This is a genomic window from Moraxella sp. CTOTU46934 (assembly GCF_031979465.1).
Lineage (GTDB): Bacteria > Pseudomonadota > Gammaproteobacteria > Pseudomonadales > Moraxellaceae > Faucicola > Faucicola tetraodonis.
In genome coordinates, this window is record NZ_DALZEG010000006.1 from 44,723 (window position 1) to 62,250 (window position 17,528).

Here is a 17,528-nt window from a genome sequence, read left to right on the forward strand (position 1 = left end):
TGAGCTGACCTGAAAGGCTTTTTGTACGATTAAAACGCTAATTATTGGCGCTCATCTAGCGGCACAAATACTTGGTCATCAGGGCCTGTGTAGTTGGCAGAAGGACGGATGATTTTGCCATCAGCACGTTGCTCAAGTACGTGCGCTGACCAGCCAGCGGTACGCGCAATCACAAATAATGGGGTAAACATCGCAGTTGGTACGCCCATTTTGTGGTAGCTGACCGCTGAGAACCAGTCCAAGTTCGGGAACATTTTTTTGTTGTCCCACATCACGGTTTCTAGACGCTCTGCTACATTGAACAACGTCATGTCGCCAGTTTCTTGTGACAAGTTACGCGCAACTTCTTTAATTACAACGTTGCGTGGGTCGCTCACGGTGTACACAGGATGACCAAAGCCAATGATAACTTCTTTTTTCTCAAGACGCTCAAGGATGTCTGTTTCTGCATCGTCGGCATTGCGATAGCGTTTTTGGATGTCATACGCCACTTCATTGGCGCCGCCATGTTTTGGACCTTTTAATGCACCGATTGCGCCTGAGATGGCGGAGTACATATCCGAGCCAGTCCCGGTAATCACGCGGCTGGTAAAGGTTGATGCATTGAACTCATGCTCAGCGTATAAGATGAGCGAGATGTGCATGGCTTTGATATGCGATTCACTGGGGGCTTCACCTTGTAGTAGCTCAAGAAAGTGACCACCAATGCTGTCTTGGTCACTCTCAAGGCTGATGACTTTGCCATTGTGGCTGTAGTGGTACCAGTATAGTAGCATTGAGCCTAATGAGGCGATAAGCTTGTCGGCGATATCACGGGCTTCTGAGGTAGGTTGGCTTTCACGCTCAGGCAAGGTGCAGCCCAGTGCCGATACGCCAGTACGCATCACATCCATCGGGTGGGCGTGGGCAGGCAAGGCTTCTAACACCGCCAGTACATTGACCGGCAAGTTACGGAGGGTTTTGAGTTTTTTCTTGTACGCCGCTAGCTCATGACGGTTTGGCAAATGACCATGAATCAGTAAGTGTGCCACTTCTTCAAACTCGCTGTCTTTTGCCAAATCCAAAATATCATAGCCACGATAGCTTAAGTCATTGCCTGTACGACCTACGGTACATAGGGCAGTGTTACCGGCGGGTACCCCTGATAGGGCAACGCTCTTTTTGGGTTTTGGCTTGTTGTCAGTCGCTTCTGTCACTGGGGTGTCTTTTGACATGGTAAAACTCCTTTTTAGCTTTATTCAGTGTTTGGCATTCAGTGTTTAGTCTTAAGTAATTAGCAAAGTTCGTTAATTATTTTTTTGATTTAAATAATGCGTCCAATTTTTGCTCATATGAGTGGTAATTTAAGAAATCATACAATTCCATGCGGGTTTGCATGGTGTCGACCACGGAGGTTTGTACGCCTTCATCTTTTAACGCTTGGTAGACATTGAGGGCGGCTTTATTCATCGCACGAAACGCAGATAATGGATAAAGTACCATGTCAACGCCCACGTCAAACAGCTCTTTGGTGCTGTAAAGGTCGGTTTGACCAAACTCAGTCATATTGGCAAGCACAGGAATGTCTAACACGTCGGTAAATTTGCGGTACATGGCGATATCGGTCAATGCTTCAGCAAAAATCATGTCCGCGCCTGCTTCTTGAAACGCCACCGCACGTTCAACCGCAGCATCCAAACCTTCCACTGACAGCGCATCGGTTCGTGCCATCACCACAAAATCTGGGTCAACTTTGGCATCCAGCGCAGCTTTTAGGCGGTCAACCATTTCAGCGGTTGAGACGATTTCTTTGTTGGGGCGATGACCACAGCGTTTTTGCGCCACTTGGTCTTCGATATGAACAGCGGCAACGCCTGCTTTTTCCATTTGTTTGATGGTTTGGGCGATGTTAAATGCGCCACCCCAACCCGTGTCGATGTCAACCAATAAGGGCGTGTCCACCGCATTGGTGATACGGGTGGCATCGGTCAATACATCGTTAAGGCTCGTCATACCGAGGTCAGGCAAACCAAATGAGGCATTGGCAACACCGCCACCTGAGAGATAAATTGCTTTATGACCGACCTGACTTGCCATCATGGCAGTGTAGGCATTGATAGTACCAACGATTTGAAGGGGACGACCTTCGGCTTTTTCAGACTCGATGGCGTCACGGAATTTGCGACCTGCAGAGATAGGTGCCATGTTGCTTCCTTTTTACATGATTGAAGGGGAAAATAGCAAAGTTAGTGTTAATCAGCCCTGCTTTAGGTGTAGGACAGGTTATTTGCTGCTTTGCCTTAGTATATCCATAAGTATACGCACAAAAAAACTAACCGTCAGTACGCCATTTTTAAAAATTAAGTTAAGTAAAAATAACAGTATGCGAAAAATAAATAGTAAACTTCTATTTTTACATAATTAGTCGCGCTAACTTTTAAAAGGTGAATATTTTGCGCAAAGTGTGAAGTGTTTATTTACATTTATTTACAATAAATAGGCGTTCGTTGCTACATTCTTCTAAAATAAGTTTAACAAACTAGGCATCATATACGGATTAAGATTTGAGGAATTACTTATGGCACAATCAACGTTACCGAGTCATATTAAGCAACTGGTCGATAAAAAAAACTACGTCATCGCCATCAAAACCCACGCACAAGAGCAGGGGATTAGCTTAGATGAGGCAAAACAACAAATAGATGCGTATGAAAATCAAGCGTTAGCGACAAACAGTCAAACGCCGCCTACTGCTCATCCTGCGTCATCAGTAGAGACTAAAGAGCAAGGCTTTAGCACATTGACACAAGGGCTTGATAATCATCTCAAACAAGAAAATATCACCCTACCGTTATTGCCAAGATGGGTGAAACGCGTGAGTGTGATTATCTTGGTCATCTTGATAATAGGTTGGTTGTTTTATCGATTGTTTAAATAATTAATTGTTCAAATAATTGCGGGTGTAGATGATAAGCGCTGCAATAAAAAAAGCGTATGATGATTCAATACGCTTTTTTAATGAAATGCTCATGTTGTTGGACTGCAATCAATTGCCAATTTGCATGTATTTTTGGAAGTTTTCGGCATAATCGTCAATATTATCCGACAGCATACGCTCAAAATTCTTGGTGAAATGTTCGATAATATCTTGCTTTTCTTTGGCGTAGTCACTGCCTTTGACAAAGCCCGTTGCCGCTGTCCATGCGCTAAAACGCGCGACTGCATACAGCATGGAGGCATTGATTTTACCTGCGTGTATATCATCGGTGCGAAGGGTATTGGCAAGCTGGATAAACTCATCAGCGCGCTCATAAAACGCATTCATTTCTTCGGTGATTTGGTTGGTGTTTTCGCTCATAATTTTTCTCTACAATTTTCTACCATCAATTAAACGTTAAAAAGGTGCGTAAAACGCACCCTACAAATCTTGTATTTCGTCAATAAAATTATAAACCCGCGTCTGCTTTAAGTAGTGCCGCGCGGTCAGTACGCTCCCAAGTAAAAGCGGTTTCAGTACCCTGGCGACCAAAGTGACCATAGCTCGCTGTTTGCTCATACATGGGCTGGAGTAGGTTAAGCATACGCGTGATACCATACGGACGTAAATCAAAATGCTGGCGGATAAAGTCGACAATCTTGTCATCGCTGATTTTGCCCGTGCCAAAAGTGTTGACAGAAATAGAGGTTGGCTCTGCCACCCCAATGGCATAACTGACTTGAATTTCACAGCGCTCCGCCAGTCCTGCCGCTACGATATTTTTGGCAACATAACGTCCTGCATAGGCTGCACTGCGATCAACTTTTGATGGGTCTTTACCTGAGAACGCGCCGCCGCCGTGACGCGCCATACCGCCATACGTGTCTACGATGATTTTACGACCCGTCAAACCCGCATCCCCCACAGGACCACCAATCACAAATAACCCGGTTGGGTTGATATGATACTTCGTGTCCTTGTGCAGCATGGCAGCTGGGATGACAGGCTTGATGATTTCTTCCATGACTGCTTCATGCAAGTCTTTTTGCGAGATACTTGGATCGTGTTGAGTTGATAGTACCAGCGCATCAATAAACGCAGGTTTGTCGCCATCATAGCGTACCGTGACTTGCGCTTTGGCATCGGGACGCAGCCACGCTAATGTGCCGTCTTTACGCAATTGCGCTTGCTTTTCCATCAAACGATGGGAAAACTGAATAGGGGCGGGCATCAACACATCCGTCTCATGGGTGGCATAACCAAACATCAAACCTTGGTCACCAGCACCTTGCTCTTCAGGGCGCGAGCGGTCAACGCCTTGGGCGATTTCGGGGGATTGTTTGCCAAGCATATTGATAACCGCACAGGTGGCACCATCAAAGCCCAACTCTGAGCTATTGTAGCCAACGCGCAGGACGGTATCACGCACGATTTTTTCAAAATCAACATTGGCGGTGGTAGAAATTTCACCCGCCAGCACCACGCCGCCTGTTTTGGTCAAGGTTTCGCACGCCACACGCGCATGGATGTCTTGCTCAAGGATGGCGTCAAGGATAGCATCAGAGATTTGGTCAGCGAGTTTGTCTGGGTGACCTTCACTGACGGATTCAGAGGTAAATAGTTGATATTCACGCATTTAATTTTCTCATTATATCAAGGGTGATAGAAAATTAATCGCTTTGCAAACCTATCTCTATTTTACATTTTAAAACAAGAACAAAGCAAAAATAGAAAGTCACGGACTGCAATACAGCACGAGCAAGTTTGCAAAATGATTAACGAAAAAATGATTAATATGACTAATAGCAAAATGACTCATACAAGTCACTGCCGCTAAAGTGGAAAAAGTCAGGGGATATTATAAGGGATTTTGCCAAATTAACCTAATGCTTTTAAATGCCTAACTGGAATAGGCTAATGGGGTAATTTTAACAAGTTTGATGATAGGTGGTTTGTTAATGGGTGGTCTTTTTTGATAAACCCAATCACTGATACAATATTTCGCGTTATTTTGCTTTAACTTCTCACCCATCAACCCCATTATTTACCCATCTGTGACTACGATAAAGACAATAAAATGCGACCACCTCAATCTTCCCGCTCCGAACGTGAACTTAGCCAACTTGCCCGCCAAATCCAAGATGATGCCCAAATCACCGGTGTCAATGCCAGTGGCACCCAAATCTCAAGTAAACCCTTTGAGATGGTGACCGAATTTGAACCCTCAGGCGACCAACCGCAAGCGATTGCCAAATTGGTTGATGGCATTGAGCGCGGCATGCACGGTCAGCTGCTTTTGGGGGTGACAGGCTCAGGTAAAACCTACACCATGGCAAAAGTGATTGCCCAATGCCAGCGTCCCACCATTATCATGGCACACAACAAAACCCTTGCCGCCCAGCTATATGGCGAGTTTAAGGCGTTCTTTCCCCACAATGCTGTGGAGTATTTTGTCAGTTATTACGACTACTATCAGCCTGAAGCATATGTGCCTGCCAGTGATACCTTTATCGAAAAAGACAGCGCCATTAATGACCATATTGACCAAATGCGACTGTCGGCCACGCGTGCGCTACTCGAACGTCGTGATGCCATTATCATTGCATCGGTGTCTTGTATTTATGGTCTAGGCGACCCAGAAAGCTACCTAAAAATGCTCCTCCACATTGTAGTGGGTGACAAAATCGATCGCACTGCCATGCTCAAACGCTTGGTGGAGTTGCAATATACGCGTAACGAGCTTGACTTTGGGCGAGGTACTTACCGTTTGCGTGGTGAAGTGCTAGATATTTACCCCGCTGAGTCTGAACAGCTTGCGGTGCGTATCAGTATGTTTGATGATGAAGTGGAAAAAATCACTTGGTTTGACCCGTTGACAGGTAAGAACGTGCGCAGTGTGCCACGCATTACCATCTATCCAAAATCTCACTACGTCACCCCACGAGACAAGTTAGAAAGAGCCAGTGGTACTATCAAAGCCGAGCTTGAACAACGCCTTGAGTATTTTCGAGCGCATGACAAACTGATTGAAGCACAGCGTATCAAAGAACGTACCACTTATGATTTGGAAATGATTCAACAGCTTGGCTACTGTAACGGCATTGAGAACTATTCGCGCCATTTATCGGGACGTCCTGCGGGTGAAGCACCGCCGACGTTGTTTGACTATATTCCGCCCGACGCCTTGCTATTTATTGATGAAAGCCATGTAACCGTGCCACAAGTCGGCGCGATGTACAAAGGCGATAGAAGTCGTAAAGAAACCTTGGTCAATTATGGCTTTCGCCTACCGTCTGCGATGGATAACCGCCCGCTGATGTTTGAAGAATGGGAGCGTATTACCCCTGCGACCATTTTTGTGTCGGCGACCCCTGCCCAATACGAGCTTGAGCATAGCGAGCAGGTCGTAGAGCAAGTGGTACGTCCGACAGGTCTAGTGGATCCACAGCTTGAGATTCGCCCTGTCTTGACCCAAGTTGATGATGTGCTATCAGAAATCAACATTCGTAAAGCCAAAGATGAGCGAGTGCTGATTACCACGCTCACCAAACGCATGGCAGAAGATTTGACCAGTTATCTAAAAGAATACAATATCAAAGTCGCTTATTTGCACTCGGATATTGACACGGTGGAGCGGATGAAAATCATCCATGAACTGCGCACAGGCGTGCATGATGTGCTGGTCGGTATCAACCTGTTGCGTGAGGGCTTGGATATGCCTGAGGTGAGCTTGGTGGCGATTTTTGATGCGGATAAAGAAGGCTTTTTACGCTCGGAGCGTTCGCTCATTCAGACCATCGGTCGTGCCGCGCGCCATGTCAATGGTAAGGCGATTTTGTACGCTGACAGCATTACCCCAAGTATGCAAAAAGCGATTGAAGAAACCGAGCGTCGCCGTGCCAAACAGATGGCGTATAACGAGGAACATGGCATCACGCCGACATCCGCTCGCCGTCAGATTACCGATAAAATCGACACAGGCGAGGCAGAAGCCCCGAATGATAACCAAGCGATTGCGGTCACCCATGCGTTCCCTGATGTGGATATTTCGATTTTGCGTTCGCCTGATTTGCTTGCCAAAGAGATTGCTCGGTTAGAAAAAGAGATGAAAGCCTTGTCGCGTGATTTGAAGTTTGAGGAAGCGGCAAAAGTGCGCGATAAAGTGGTAAGCCTAAGAGAGTTTGTGTTGCAATGATGGTAGACGATGGGTGTTAAATGAGCGGTTTTACCCTAAGAAAAGCAACAGCTTTTCTTGGGGCAAGTTTAAGCTATCATCCAACTTTTTACATTAAACATCATCATTTTCCTTGCTAAGTTTTTGTTTTAACGGACTAACAAAATAAAAAATCCCTACCATAAACACACTAATCAATACCGCAATTTCTAGCCGTCCCATCGCCACTGCCACGCCCACACAGCCTGCCGACCAAATCGCAGCCGCTGTCGATGTCCCTTCAATCATGCCATCTTTTTTGAGAATTGCACCGCCGCCGATAAAGCCAATCCCCGTTACCACGCCGCTTACGATGCGCCCCATCGCGCTCGGGTCATCGCCTTGCACTTCGAACGCAAGCAGCGCGAAACTACAGCTTGCTAGGCTTACAAGCGGAAAAGTGCGCAGCCCAATGTTTTGTCGACTGTTCTCACGATTGTAGCCTACAGGTAATACCAACACAAATGCTATCACCATTTGAAACATGTGAACTACCATCAATTTCCAATCTAAATCAAATAAATTACCTACAAAATTATCCATCATGTCACCCACAAATGAGTCAAGAAGAGTTGAAATTTTATCCGATAAAAATAAAAAAAATAGCATGAAAATGTAATAACAAAGTCATTATGGTTTGTGACCAAAAAATGTCATTAATTATGGCATAATAGCCACATTGAATGAGAATAATTTTTAACAACACATTGCGAGCTAAAGAAATATATGACCAACGTCACCGAAACCAACCAAACCGAAAACCCCCAGCTATTAAACACCGAAATGCCCGATGTACCCGCTAACATACCCACGCCAGACCCCAGTTTAAATAGTCACCAATTAAATAGTAACCAACCGCAAAAAATCTATCTAAAAGACTACACACCGCCGGTCTTTAGTGTCAATCACATTGACTTAAAAATTGAGTTGTTTGACCGCGCTGATAAAAAGCATGCAACTGTCACCGCCAATCTTGACATGACAAGAAACACGGCAGGCGATTTGGTACTCTTTGGACGAGAATTACAACTTGAATCAATTACCTTAAACGGCAAAACTTTAAGCGAAAGCGACTACCAACTAGACCAAGAAAGCCTAACGATTGTTAATGCGCCAGACACTTGTCAGATTACCACCATTGTCACCATCGTGCCGCAAACCAATACCAGTCTAGAAGGCTTATACCAAGCAGGGGAAGGGGCGGACAAAATGTTCTGTACCCAGTGTGAGCCAGAAGGGTTTCGTAAAATTACCTTTTATCCAGACCGTCCCGATGTGCTTGCTACCTTTACCACACGCATTGAAGCCGATAAAACTTACCCAACGCTGCTTGCCAATGGTAATTTAATTGACCAAGGCGAGCTTGCGGGCGACCGTCATTTTGCGGTGTGGCAAGACCCTACCAAAAAACCGAGTTATCTATTCGCTTGCGTGATGGCAGATTTGGACGTATTGACCGATCAGTATGTCACCAGTGAAGGGCGTGAAGTGCTGCTTGAATTATATGCCAAACATGAGAACATCGAGCAGTGCCATGTCGGCATGCAAGCGTTAAAAGACTCAATGAAATGGGACGAAGACAACTACGGACGGGCGTATGACCTTGACCGCTATATGATTGTGGCGGTTAGCCAGTTTAATATGGGCGCGATGGAAAACAAGGGATTAAATATCTTTAATACCGCTTGCGTCCTATCTAGCCCAGAGACTACCACCGATCGCCGTAATTTTAATGTCAAAGCGGTGATTGCCCATGAATACTTCCATAACTGGACGGGCAACCGTATCACCTGCCGTGACTGGTTTCAGCTGTGCCTAAAAGAAGGCTTTACTGTATTTCGTGACCAGTCTTTTTCCGAAAGTCTGCATTCCCCTGCGGTACAGCGGATTGATGATGTGGCAACATTGCGAGCGGCGCAGTTTCCTGAAGATGCCAGCCCATTGGCGCACCCGCCACGCCCTGACCATTTTGTCGAGATTAATAATTTCTACACCGCCACAGTGTACGAGAAAGGCGCAGAAATCGTGCGCATGATTGCCAATACGCTTGGCAAAGAAAAATTCCGTCAAGGCACGGATGAATATTTCCGCCGTTACGATGGGCAAGCGGTGACGGTTGAAGACTTGTTATCTGCACTGAGCGTTGCAGACCCAAGTATTGAAACATTTATTGATTGGTATACCCAGCCAGGAACACCTGTGTTGTCGGGGTATTTTGAAAAAACAGCTGACAAGCTTATCTTGACGCTAAGCCAACAAACGCGCCCAGTGGCAGGCTATCCTGCACCAAAAGCTTTGCCAATTCCTATCAAAATGGCGATTTTTAACCGTGCCAATGGGCAACTGGTACACGAAGATTTGGTATTACTGCGCGAAGATAGTCAGACGTTTAACTTTGACGGTTTGTTTACCACAGCGGATTTTGACCCTGTAGTGTCATTGCTTCGTGATTTTTCCGCGCCTGTTCAGCTCAATTTTGAGTATAGCAATGATGATTTAGCGTTTTTGATGCAGTATGAGACCAATGGCTTTAACCGTTGGCAAGCGGCACAGTTGTTGGTCAATCGTATTTTATTGCAAAATGCCGATACCGATGCTTATATCACGGCATTAAAAGCCAGTCTGCCAGCGCTATCAGAAACCGATCCTATGCTAGCGGCGCGGCTACTAGATATGCCAAGCGAGCGAGAGCTGGGCAGTGCGATTCAGACCGACTATGACCCTAGCCAAGTTCGCGCCCGTCATCAAGCGGTCAAAAAAGCCGTGGCGGTAGAGCTTAAAGACATTTGGCAAAGTGCGTATGCCAAACTGCCGATTACCACGTATGAAGATACAGCCGAAGCCATGGGCGTGCGGGCGTGGCGAAATGTGGTGCTGGATATGGCGTTATTGGCAGGCGTGAGTGATGCCAAACATTGGGCGATTACCCAGTACCAACAAGCGTCTTGTATGACCGAGCGTTTAGGCGCGTTAAATGCGGCGGTGGAGCATGGTTTGCCCCAAAAAGCCGAATGGCTGGCCGATTTTTACCAACGCTTTCATCATGATGCATTGGTGATGGATTTATGGTTTAGTGTCCAAGCCAATGACAGTCAGGCGAGCGTTGCCGATATTTTTGCGTTAACCTCACATCAAGACTTTGATATCAATACCCCAAACCGGGTGCGGGCAGTGCTCGGCGGATTGCTTGCGCAGCCTACCAAAATTTGGACACAGCAGGGCGTTGAGCAGTATTTGAGCATGATGCAAGATTTGGATAAACGTAACCCACTGTTGGCGTCACGTTTGATACAGGGTTTATCAAATTGGAATGCCTTGGTAGCAGACAAAAAGTCAATGGTTAAACAGGCTTTGATATTAAGCCAAGCTAATATGTCATCCAAAAATGTGAAGGAAACCTTGCAAAGTATGCTCAATAATCTTTAAAATGCAAGCTTAAACGCTGACAAGCCGTAACAATAAAATCAAGGGGTAACGCAAAATGTCACAATCTGACCGACAACAGATTATATTTTGCTTTATCCTAGCGAGTACCGCGCTTGCGGTGGCAATGGGAATCGGGCGATTTGCCTTTACACCGATTTTGCCTTTAATGATACAAGAGGGCACGGTGCATCTTGCGCAAACGGCGTGGTTATCAAGCAGCAACTATATTGGCTATTTGGTCGGTGCACTGTCACTGCTTAAAAGTAAGCGACATCCGCTTTTTGTCATGTTAGGTCTCAGCTTGGTGACGCTTACCACTTGGCTGGCTTCGCTAAGCAGCTTTGGCTGGTTGCTAGTGCTACGCTTTTTGGCGGGTGTGGCAAGCGCTTGGGTGCTGGTATCTATCAGTGCGTTTGCAATCAATTGGTTAAAATCAAGACAGGTAGCCAGCAGTGGCTTGATTTATACGGGTGTGGGTATTGGTATCACCCTCACAGGATTGATTTGTAGCTATTTTATTTTTCAATCAGCGACGGTGACTATCGCGGCTCAGTCATCATTCAGTCCATTATCGAGTCGATTATGGCAGTATCTAGGCGTGATTGCACTGCTCGCCACTCTGCTTGTCACCTTTCTGCTGGCGAAAATCAACTCGCAGTTTGCCTCAACAGCTGCTGCCTCAACAGCCGCTGCCGAAACCTCCCTTACCAAAGCTACCCATACCAATCCTACCGCTAGCATAACACCTGCCAAGCTAAAATTAGCGAATGTATTAACCGCCTACGGCTTATTTGGGTTTGGCTATATTTTACCTGCGACTTTTTTGCCACAAATCGCCAAGCAATGGTTATCGGGGCAAAGTTATTTGCTGATTTGGCCATTTTTTGGGTTGGCGGCGGCTTTGTCGGTAGTATTGTCTCAGGGATTACAGCGCCGTTATAACAACTTTTCTTTGCTCGGCGTTTGGCGAGTGTCGCAAATTATCATGGCGGTTGGCACGTTATTGCCTGCGCTTTGGCAGTCGTTGGCAGGTTTGATGTTGTCATCGCTGATGGTGGGCGGCACCTTTATGGTGGTGACGATGGCAGGGCTACAAGTGGCAGCAAGCCAAGTCACGCACTATCCTAAATACAATTTAAGTGCGCTGATGACTGCAAGTTTTGCGTTTGGGCAGCTTATCGGACCGCTAACTGCGCTAGTTGCAACAGGCAAAAATATTTGGCTGGCGTTGTTACCCGTCTCTGCCATCGTTTTGCTTATTGGGGTAGCGCTACTTTGGCGACTATATCAACATCAACAATCATCAAATCATGTTTAAATCACTTTTAACGGGGCAATCATGAATAACCAAACTATGAATAACCAAGCTACGAGTAATCAAACTGTGAGCAATCAAACCATTGAACTTTTACAAAATCATCGGGTGTATCGAGAGTTTGACAGTAGCGCCACCGTGCCAGATTCGCAATTAAATGACATCATCAAATGCGCCCAGCAAGCGCCAAGTTGGCAAAACGGACAGCACTACAGCATTATCAACATCAGTGATAAAGCGTTACGTCAAAAAATCGTCGATTTGCAACCGCGTAACCCACAGATAGCCCAATGTAGTGTATTTTTGGTATTTGTGATGGATGGCTATCGCTCCTATTTGAGCAGTCAAGCGTATGACGGCAGCTTTGAGGGGTTTAAGGATAGTGATACATTGATTACCCTCGCTACCGATACGGCATTGGCGGCGCAAAATGCCACGGTGGCGGCAGAGAGTTTGGGTTATGCCACCTGTCCGATTGGTGGTTTGCGTATGATTGCCAATGACTTAATCGAACTGCTGCAGCTACCAAAATATACCTATCCAATTTTTGGCTTATGTATCGGTAAACCTAGCGTGGAAATGTGCCTAAAACCGCGTTTACCAAAATCTGCGGTGTATTTTGACAATCAGTATCAAGTTGACGCGTTACCACAAATGCTCGCCGATTACGAGCAAACCATTTTGACCTTTAATGAAGCGCGTGAGCGTAAGCCATACCGTCAAAAATTTGCCGATTACTATAGTCAACCGTATGTTGCTGCTGCAGAAGATTGGCTCAAAACGCAGGGTTTTTTGACAAAACAAAAATAACGTGTAAAATTCGCGCAGTTGACAGATGAGAGCAAAATTATGGCAAATTCGCAAAGACGACCAACCCATCAAAATACCGGCAATGATAGCGGCTGGTTCCCAAAATGGCAGCCTTACGATGGGCATTTAGATCATCATCCTGTGCGTATCCACGAGTATTTACCTGCCGACAAAAGTTTGCTACTTGGGCTGCAACATGCGTTTGCGATGTTTGGTGCAACCGTGCTTGCGCCGTTATTGATGGGATTTGATGCTAACCTTGCGATTTTGATGGCGGGGCTCAGTACGGTGCTGTTTTTCTTTTTGACGGGTGGGCGAGTACCCAGTTATTTAGGGTCAAGTTTTGCGTTTATCGCGCCCGTGATTACCGCGACGGCTTATACAGGCTCAGGCTTTAATGGTAATTTATCCGTGGCGCTTGGTGGTATTTTTGTCTGTGGTATTTTTTATGCCATGGTCGGATTACTCGTGATGAAAACAGGGGTTAGCTGGATTGAGAAACTCATGCCGCCTGTGGTAACCGGTGCGATTGTGATGATTATCGGGCTAAATTTGGCGCCAGTGACTATCAAAGGCGTGTCGGGCAACCAGTTTGATAGTTGGGTTGCGTTGATGACGGTGCTGTGTATCAGTGCGGTCGCTGTGTTTAGCCGCGGTATGCTACGTCGTTTGTTGCTACTGATTGGATTGCTATTGGCGTATATGGCATATTTTGTGCTCACCAATGTGCTTGGGTATGGCAAGCCGATTGATTTTACCCCAGTTGCCCAAGCAGCTTGGGTTGGATTACCGAATTTTTATCATCCAACGTTTGATATCAACGCAATAATTTTGATTGCCCCGGTTGCCTTTATTTTAATCGCCGAAAATTTAGGACATATCAAAGCGGTGGAAGCCATGACAGGACAAGCGGTATCGCCCTATATGGGACGGGCTTTTTTTGCTGATGGTCTATGTACAGCGATGTCATCGAGCATGGGCGGTACGGGCGTGACAACCTATGCGGAAAATATCGGCGTGATGGCAGTGACCAAAGTATACTCGACCACGGTTTTTGTGGTGGCAGGCTTGATTGCTGTGCTACTGGGGCTGTCACCAAAATTTGGCGCGCTTATCCATACCATCCCAGCGCCATTATTGGGCGGTGCCTCGATCGTGGTGTTCGGGCTTATCACGGTAGCAGGGGTCAAAATTTGGCTCGATAATCACATTGATTTTAGCAAAAATGCTAATTTAATCATTGCTGCAGTGACCGTCATTATGGGCGCTGGGGATTTTAGCTTACATATTGGACAATTTAATTTGGGCGGTATCGGTACAGCGACAGTGGTCGCCATCGTGTTAAATTTACTGTTTAGCCGCAGTGAAAAAGCCAAATTGACGGTTTTAAAATAAACTAAAAAACGCCTTACTTTGGGTAGGGCGGCGTTGTTTGATAAGCTGTTTGATAAGCTGTTTGATAAGTCGTTTGCTAAAAAGGGCAATATCTCAACAAAAATGGACGAAAAAGGATGTCGCATGAGCGAAAACAATGTAGCAAAACCCAAGGGATTGAGCGCAACCAGTTATTTGTTTGTACCCGCCATCAATATTGAGCGGGTGGAAAAAGCCTTTGCCCGTGGCGCAGATACGGTGATAATTGACTTAGAAGATGCAGTCAGTGATAGTGTCAAAATGCAATCGCGTGACAATATGGTCAATTATCTAAGCGGCGCTGATGCCCAGCCTGTTTGGGTGCGTATCAATGCCGCAAGTAGCAACCACCAAGCGGGCGATATTGATTTGCTCAAATCTTTGCCAGTGTCTGCAATGAACAACGTGATTGGGGTAGTGCTACCCAAAGTCGAGCACGCCATAGAGGTTGACCGCGTCCGTCATGCGCTCGCCAAACCCATGATTGCCTTGATTGAGACACCCAAAGGCATGGCAAATATTCCCGACATCGCTGCTGCCGCAGGATTGACTGCGCTCAGTTTTGGCTTTTTGGATATCTGTGAAAAATTGGGCGTGCGCGCAGACAGCGAGGCAGGTCAGATGGTTGCCAACCAAATCCGTTATCAGCTAAGCTTGCATAGTGCTATCAATGCGCTCACCCCACCGATTGAATGCGTGTACCCGCCTTTTAATGATGATGACGGTTTGACCCAGCGCGTTAATTGGTGGCGCGATTTGGGTTTTTCAGGGATGCTATGTATTCATCCCAACCAAGTCGCTATTGTCAATGCACTGGCTAGACCCAGCCAAGCACAGCTTGCCTTTGCCAAAAAAGTGGCTGACCATTATGCACAGACAGGGCTTGCGGCATTTGCCATGGATGGACAAATGGTCGATACGCCGGTGATTGTGCAAGCCCAAAAGCTGATTCAAACATACCAACCCTAAGGCTAATCAAACCCTAACCCAACTTATAACAACACAAACCATAACAAGGCAAATCATAACAAGGTAAATTATGACAACACATAGTGAGCATAGCGACAGTAAACCCACCCTAGAGACGATACTCAATCATCGTTCAATTCGCAAATTCACCAATCAGCCAATAGATGCAGCGACGTTTGAGCAGCTTATCGAAGCGGGGATGGCAGGCTCATCATCGGGATTTTTGCAGTCAGCAAGCATCATTCGGGTGACAGATGCAACGCAGCGCTATGACATACGCCGTATTTGCGCCGATGCCCAGCAAGCCAAAGACGGAGAAAAATACGGTCATCCCTATGTGGAGCAGTGTGCCGAGCTACTAATTTTTTGTATGGACAACCACCGCCACCAAACCCTTGTACCCAATGCGCAAATTGATTGGACTGAAGTCACCATTGTTGGGGCGGTTGATGCAGCCATTATGGCGCAAAATCTGCTACTAGCGGCTGAGAGCATGGGATTGGGTGGTGTGTATTTGGGCAGTATCCGCAATGATATCAGACGGATGGGCGACATACTCAAACTGCCACAAGGCGTGGTGCCGCTATTTGGCATGGCATTGGGTTATCCTGACCAAAATCCTGCCATGCGTCCACGCTTGCCAAAGGCATTGGTGGTTTCCACCAACCAATATCAACCCGCTGACAAATCCGCATTAGACCAGTATAACCAAACCGTTGCCGATTATTATACGACGCGTGGTCAAGCAGGGTCAGATTGGGTGCAAACCATTGAAAGTTATTTGGATAAACCCGTCCGTCCCGAGGTGCTGCCTTATCTTAACCAACAAGGCTATGCCAAAAAATAACCCAAAGTTTAATCAACAAACTCACCTAAAAAAAATTCTGTAAAAAACTCGATTTAAAAAAAAGTCACGTAAAAAAAGGACGCCTAGGCGTCCTTTTTGATTTTTGATGAGCGAAAAAGTCTTATTTTAATAAATTTTTCAAGTTTTTGGCTTGCTGTGCTGCATTACCTGTATAAGTGGCAGGGGTCAAATCAGCCAAACGTTGACGCTCAGTTTCTGGCACCGCTGACAGTTCATCACCATTGACGAAGTTGACCATCATCTCACGAGTCATGGCTTGACCGCGGGTCAAGGCTTTTAGTTTCTCATAAGGTTTTTCAACATTGTAGCGACGCATCACGGTTTGGATCGGCTCTGCCAATACTTCTTGGGCAAGGTCCAAGTCTTCATTGAGACGATTGGCGTTAAGCTCTAATTTGCCAATACCTTTTAAGCAGGCGTCAAAGGCAATCAAACTTTGGGCAAAACCCACTCCCATATTGCGAAGGACTGTCGAGTCGGTCAAGTCGCGCTGCATACGAGAAATCGGCAGTTTTTCACCCAAATGCGCCAACACGGCATTAGCAATACCTAGATTACCTTCTGAGTTTTCAAAGTCGATTGGGTTGACTTTGTGTGGCATGGTGGATGAGCCCACTTCGCCATCTTTGAGTTTTTGTTTGAAATAACCCAAGGAGATATAGGTCCATACATCGCGGTTAAAATCAATCAAAATGGTATTGTAACGGCGCAGCGCGTCAAACAATTCGGCGATATAGTCGTGTGGCTCAATTTGGGTGGTATACGGATTAAAGGTCAACCCAAGGCTAGTGACAAAGTGCTCGGCATTTTTTGCCCAGTCAATCTGTGGATAGGCTGACAGGTGGGCGTTGTAGTTACCCACTGCACCATTGATTTTACCTAGCAATTCTACGTTATTAAATTGCTTGAGTTGGCGATGCAGGCGGTACGCCACGTTTGCCATTTCTTTACCCAAAGTCGTTGGGCTCGCGGTTTGCCCATGCGTGCGTGACAGCATGGGTTGGTCGGCATGGGTTTCGGCGAGGGCTGCAATCTCATCAATGATTTTTTGCATCGATTGCGCCAGTACGTCGCGACCGGATTTTAGCATCAACGCGTGTGATAAGTTATTGATGTCTTCAGAGGTACAGGCAAAATGGATAAATTCACCCGCGTCTTTTAGCGCATCGATATCGGCAATTTTTTCTTTTAAAAAGTATTCAACGGCTTTGACATCATGGTTGGTAGTGCGTTCGATGTCTTTGATACGCATCGCGTCTGCTTCGCTAAAATTGGCTACAATCGCGTCTAGGCGCTCATTGGTCGCTGCCGAAAAAGGCTGAATTTCATGAATATCTGCATGATTGGCAAGGGTCTGCAACCAGCGTACTTCCACCGTCACACGGGCATGAATCAAGCCAAATTCTGACAGGTAAGGACGTAAACTATCCACTTTACTGGCATAGCGACCATCAATAGGTGAAAGAGCGGTCAAAGTATTCATCAAATAATCCTAATCGGTTAAATAAAGGGTTAAAATAAAAGTGCCTGCATTATAGCAAACTATCACAACCTGGAC

General features: G+C 46.1%; 14 protein-coding genes. 8 read left to right on the forward strand and 6 right to left on the reverse strand.

All coding sequences use genetic code 11. The features are described 5' to 3' along the window. Positions 1 to 41 precede the first annotated feature (41 nt). Positions 42 to 1,214: a bifunctional 2-methylcitrate synthase/citrate synthase gene (prpC, locus tag RTN07_RS06405; RefSeq protein ID WP_312176686.1), complete on the reverse strand. Its 1,173-nt coding sequence runs from the start codon at positions 1,212 to 1,214 to the stop codon at positions 42 to 44. 76 nt (positions 1,215 to 1,290) lie between these two features. Continuing rightward, the gene (gene prpB, locus RTN07_RS06410; protein WP_050325521.1) at positions 1,291 to 2,184 is read right to left on the reverse strand and encodes a methylisocitrate lyase; all 894 of its coding nucleotides are present in this window, start codon (positions 2,182 to 2,184) and stop codon (positions 1,291 to 1,293) included. Positions 2,185 to 2,557: 373 nt separating this feature from the next. Between prpB and RTN07_RS06415 the strand changes: the two genes are divergently transcribed. Then, positions 2,558 to 2,917, forward strand: a complete 360-nt coding sequence (locus RTN07_RS06415; RefSeq protein WP_312176688.1) for a hypothetical protein — start codon at positions 2,558 to 2,560, stop codon at positions 2,915 to 2,917. Between the two features lie 108 nt (positions 2,918 to 3,025). On the opposite strand, the gene RTN07_RS06420 is transcribed toward RTN07_RS06415, so the two are convergent. Continuing rightward, a complete protein-coding gene (locus RTN07_RS06420; RefSeq protein ID WP_050325523.1) occupies positions 3,026 to 3,337 on the reverse strand; it encodes a DUF3144 domain-containing protein in 312 nt (103 codons plus the stop codon). 88 nt (positions 3,338 to 3,425) lie between these two features. Next, positions 3,426 to 4,592, reverse strand: coding sequence for a methionine adenosyltransferase (gene metK, locus RTN07_RS06425; protein ID WP_095356014.1), 1,167 nt, complete (start codon positions 4,590 to 4,592; stop codon positions 3,426 to 3,428). A gap of 441 nt (positions 4,593 to 5,033) precedes the next feature. On the opposite strand from metK, the gene uvrB reads away from it, so the two are divergent. Continuing rightward, on the forward strand, positions 5,034 to 7,151 hold the full coding sequence (gene uvrB, locus RTN07_RS06430) for an excinuclease ABC subunit UvrB (protein ID WP_312176691.1): 2,118 nt from the start codon (positions 5,034 to 5,036) through the stop codon (positions 7,149 to 7,151). A 93-nt stretch (positions 7,152 to 7,244) separates the two neighbouring features. On the opposite strand, the gene RTN07_RS06435 is transcribed toward uvrB, so the two are convergent. After that, on the reverse strand, positions 7,245 to 7,712 hold the full coding sequence (locus RTN07_RS06435; RefSeq protein WP_312176694.1) for an MgtC/SapB family protein: 468 nt from the start codon (positions 7,710 to 7,712) through the stop codon (positions 7,245 to 7,247). A 183-nt stretch (positions 7,713 to 7,895) separates the two neighbouring features. Here RTN07_RS06435 and pepN point away from each other — a divergent pair, with 183 nt between their 5' ends. The 6 genes from pepN (at position 7,896) to nfsA (ending at position 15,949) form a co-directional block, all read left to right on the forward strand. Next, positions 7,896 to 10,595: an aminopeptidase N gene (pepN, locus tag RTN07_RS06440; RefSeq protein WP_409455549.1), complete on the forward strand. Its 2,700-nt coding sequence runs from the start codon at positions 7,896 to 7,898 to the stop codon at positions 10,593 to 10,595. A 55-nt stretch (positions 10,596 to 10,650) separates the two neighbouring features. Beyond that, entirely contained in the window at positions 10,651 to 11,913 is a 1,263-nt protein-coding gene (locus tag RTN07_RS06445) for a YbfB/YjiJ family MFS transporter (RefSeq protein ID WP_312176696.1), read from the forward strand. Between the two features lie 21 nt (positions 11,914 to 11,934). Then, complete coding sequence (locus tag RTN07_RS06450) at positions 11,935 to 12,720, forward strand: nitroreductase family protein (protein WP_312176697.1); 786 nt, start codon at positions 11,935 to 11,937, stop codon at positions 12,718 to 12,720. Positions 12,721 to 12,759: 39 nt separating this feature from the next. After that, positions 12,760 to 14,115: a solute carrier family 23 protein gene (locus RTN07_RS06455; RefSeq protein ID WP_312176698.1), complete on the forward strand. Its 1,356-nt coding sequence runs from the start codon at positions 12,760 to 12,762 to the stop codon at positions 14,113 to 14,115. A gap of 123 nt (positions 14,116 to 14,238) precedes the next feature. Then, positions 14,239 to 15,102 (forward strand): HpcH/HpaI aldolase/citrate lyase family protein, encoded by an 864-nt coding sequence (locus tag RTN07_RS06460; RefSeq protein ID WP_312176701.1) that lies wholly within the window; start codon positions 14,239 to 14,241, stop codon positions 15,100 to 15,102. Between the two features lie 70 nt (positions 15,103 to 15,172). Continuing rightward, the gene (gene nfsA / locus RTN07_RS06465; RefSeq protein WP_312176705.1) at positions 15,173 to 15,949 is read left to right on the forward strand and encodes an oxygen-insensitive NADPH nitroreductase; all 777 of its coding nucleotides are present in this window, start codon (positions 15,173 to 15,175) and stop codon (positions 15,947 to 15,949) included. A gap of 121 nt (positions 15,950 to 16,070) precedes the next feature. Here the strand turns inward: nfsA and purB are convergent, their stop codons facing one another. Beyond that, positions 16,071 to 17,453, reverse strand: coding sequence for an adenylosuccinate lyase (gene purB / locus RTN07_RS06470; RefSeq protein WP_309593803.1), 1,383 nt, complete (start codon positions 17,451 to 17,453; stop codon positions 16,071 to 16,073). Between the last annotated feature and the right edge of the window lie 75 nt (positions 17,454 to 17,528).